Annotated in this window: 4 protein-coding genes; all 4 read right to left on the bottom strand. The window is 42.8% G+C overall.

Going from position 1 to position 2,958, the window contains the following annotated elements; all coding sequences use genetic code 11:
• Nucleotides 1–746: GTPase Era (era, locus tag H6F50_RS07995; protein ID WP_190428183.1), on the bottom strand; the 746-nt coding region annotated here is incomplete at its 3' end.
• A 23-nt stretch (nt 747–769) separates the two neighbouring features.
• Nucleotides 770–1,894: a succinylglutamate desuccinylase/aspartoacylase family protein gene (locus tag H6F50_RS07990; protein ID WP_190428180.1), complete on the bottom strand. Its 1,125-nt coding sequence runs from the start codon at nt 1,892–1,894 to the stop codon at nt 770–772.
• 150 nt (nt 1,895–2,044) lie between these two features.
• Entirely contained in the window at nt 2,045–2,683 is a 639-nt protein-coding gene (locus H6F50_RS07985; protein WP_190428178.1) for a histidine phosphatase family protein, read from the bottom strand.
• 80 nt (nt 2,684–2,763) lie between these two features.
• On the bottom strand, nt 2,764–2,958 hold a 195-nt coding region (locus H6F50_RS07980; protein WP_190428175.1), incomplete at its 5' end, for a pentapeptide repeat-containing protein.

Below are 2,958 nucleotides of genomic sequence, written 5' to 3'. Positions count from 1 at the left end.
ACCATGTCAATCGTAACGGCGACTGAGTGGGGAACTTCTTCGCGGGTTAGCAGCAAAATTTGTTCTCGAATCAGTTCCCCCATGATGAAGCGTTCCGGCTGGTCGGTAACATAATCAGGAGGATAATAGTATGGCCCTGGTTCTAGGCGATCGCTGAGTAATTGCTGCAACGCCTCAACTCCCTCTCCGGTGAGGGCAGAGAACTTCACAATCGGCCAGTTGTAGGGTTCAGCTAGCTGCCTATAACTCTCATCAATTTGTTGGGAATCTGAGGTTCGCAGGTCGATTTTGTTCATCCCCAACATCACAGGCGTTTTGGTGCGGCTCAGAATATCGACAATATAGCGATCGCCTCCTCCAGAGTCTACCGCTCCATCCACCACAAACAGCACCAAATCCACCGACTCAATCGCAATCTGAGCATTTTTCACCAGCACTTCCCCTAACTGGTGGTGCGGTTTGTGAATTCCTGGGGTATCGACAAAAATCATCTGCGCCTCTGGCGTCGTCAGGATACCCCGCAGTCGGTTACGCGTCGTCTGCGCCACTGGCGAAGTGATGGCAATTTTTTGCCCCACCATATAGTTCATCAATGTAGACTTACCCACATTTGGGCGTCCGATAATCCCAATAAAGCCGGACTTATATCCTTCCGGTGCTTTCGGGATGCTAAAAAATGCTGACTCGTCTAGGATATTTGCCTCGCCTTTATTAAATGCTGCGTTTGTCGTCGTCCCATCTTCCATGATGTTTGCGTTTTTAAAAACCCCTACATCACTGATAATACATACTCTCCTTCGTTAACTGCGTGATTGGTCGAAATATCAAAGACTAAACCAGCGGTCTCCGCACAAACATCAATTAATTTTGGTAATTCTTCTTTATTAAAGCTAATAATTTGATAAAGTCTTTCCCCAGCCTCGATTGAAGCACCTAGTTTGACTCTTGATTGGATCATCCCTCCGCTAGGCGCATAATATTTTTTTAGATTGCTTTTTGAAATAAAAGTTACTTTGTGGAATGCTGTTTGCGCCAAAGGAAATTCAGGAATCGATAAAATGCCTTTCTGGGCTAAGTAATTTTTGATGCCTTGAACTCCTTTTTCAACTGATTCTGGATTCATTTGCATTCCCGAACCCAGTTCTAGCGTCCAAGATTCTTTATCAAAGACTATCGATTTCCCTAAAGTTTCTAGCTGATTTTCCAACGCTAACCAAGGCTTTAGGAAAGCTTCATCAAAAGCATCTCCATCATATTCATTTAGTAAAATTTCATGGTCAAGTAAAAAATATCTAGCACTTTCTTCTCTACGGTGGAAGCCATATAAGTAATCTACCGCTTGATTAGACGAGCTATGAATATCGATTACATAATCAGCATCCAAAGATAAAGATTGTAGCTGATAGCGATATCGTTCGTTAAAAGGCGCTCCGCTTGGAGACTTGATTTTTTCTAAGAGTTTATCGAAACTATTTTTAATTCTTTTGTAGTATTCAATTTCTATAGCATCTTTTTCAAAATTGATGTGAGATTTTGCAAATTCTTCTAAATCTTCACATTCCTTTTCATAGTCCCAAAAGATGCGGTTCCAGTCTTTCCCATCAAATATATTGTATCGACCTGTAGAAAAATAATGAGTGCGCTGATTGGTACTGATGGGATTACAGACAGGAACTAGCCAAATTTCACCATTGAGCTGAGTATCATTGATACTAATCAAAAACTCGATTAGCTGGTGAATGACAGCATTGCCAACAATCTCTGCACCGTGCAGATTGGCTTGTAAATATGTTTTTTTACCAGGGTTAGCACCGATAAATTTATAAACTTGAATCGAGAGGCAATCGCCTGAAGCTAATTGTTGAATTGGTACTGTAGAAATAATAGGAATCATAGAGAAATTATCTTACATTAATATACCTTGGTGAATAAAATTCGCGGCTACACAGACGAAACCTGCCTACGCAGGTTTTAATGCTATCTGCGAAAGCAGACTTTGTTTGTATAGCCGTGATTTCTAATCACTAGGTAACTTACAAACAAATCATGTACCGGGTAAGGTACGCAAACGCTCATCTAAATGAATGCGATCGCTTAAAGCATGAAGTAATGGCCCATGAGCGCCAAACTCCACTATACTGACCGAACCCACCGGACATCCCAAGCGAAAACGAAAGCGTCCGACATCAATTCCCAGCAAGCTACACAGCATAATTCGGATAGTCGCTTTGTGTGCAACAATCAAAACATTGCCGTTGTTAAACCGCTGCTTGATTTCTTCAATCACTTGTAACGAACGGTGAGCGATCGCTACTGCTAATTCTCCTTCAGTCGGCGGATACCAAGCCGGATCAGCAGTCCAGCGAATATAATCATCATGATACTCGTGGTCAACTGTTTCTACAGTTTTTCCTTCCCACTCGCCATAGTTAATCTCTTTCAAACCGTCCCGCAATTCCATCTGCATCCCCACAGCTTCACACAGCGGTTTTGCAGTTGCTACGGTACGCCGCATTGGACTACAAAAAATAGCATTCCAAGGTAGGGAACGATAGGTAACAGCAAAAGCTTTTGCCATCTCTAGTCCATCTGGCGTCAAATCTGGATCTATGGAACCACAGAAAACATTATCTCGGCTGCGGTCTGTCTGTCCGTGGCGGAGGAAATAAAGCTTTAGACTCAAGGTAGTTTTCTCCGATTATCTGAGTTAAGGATACAACCACCTTTGGTAGAACGATGTTTTTAGGCGCACCTTAGCAAAGTCTATTCGTGAGTAGTACCATCAGGCATAATTGCGCCGCTGAGCTTTGCCTTGCGATCTCCTTGTCCCAGAATTACCCCATTTATATTGGCTCCTTTCAGGTTTGCCTTTTCCAGATTTGCCCCTTCCAAATTTGCCCCACGCAGGTCTGCTAAATTAAGATTAGCCCCACTCAATTTTCCCCAACTGAGGTTAAC

The organism is Coleofasciculus sp. FACHB-712 (assembly GCF_014695635.1).
GTDB lineage: Bacteria > Cyanobacteriota > Cyanobacteriia > Cyanobacteriales > FACHB-T130 > FACHB-T130.
Note: the sequence above shows the minus strand (reverse complement) of the source record. Positions and strands in the feature narration are given on the sequence as shown.